Below are 263 nucleotides of genomic sequence, written 5' to 3'. Positions count from 1 at the left end.
GTTGAAGGTCTCGGCCTCGACGGTGGTCACGGCGTGGCGAGCCTATGGGATCAAGCCGTGGCGGGCCGAGTCGTTCCGGTTCTCTACCGATCCCGAGCTGGTCGGCAAGGTCACCGACATCTGCGGTCTGTACCTGGCGCCCCCGGAGAACGCGATCGTGCTGTGCGTGGACGAGAAATCTCAGATCCAGGCGCTGGATCGGACGCAGCCGATCTTGCCCATGCAGCCGGGACTGATCGAGCGGCGCAGCCACGACTACGTCC

Annotated in this window: 1 pseudogene; it reads left to right on the top strand. The window is 65.4% G+C overall.

Annotated features, from left to right (window positions below):
* Positions 1 to 263 (top strand): annotated as a pseudogene (locus CEY15_RS17720) (IS630 family transposase); the annotation flags it as partial.

Origin of the sequence: Dietzia natronolimnaea (genome assembly GCF_002289575.1) — a bacterium.
In the GTDB taxonomy this organism is placed as follows: domain Bacteria; phylum Actinomycetota; class Actinomycetes; order Mycobacteriales; family Mycobacteriaceae; genus Dietzia; species Dietzia natronolimnaea_A.
Note: the sequence above shows the minus strand (reverse complement) of the source record. Positions and strands in the feature narration are given on the sequence as shown.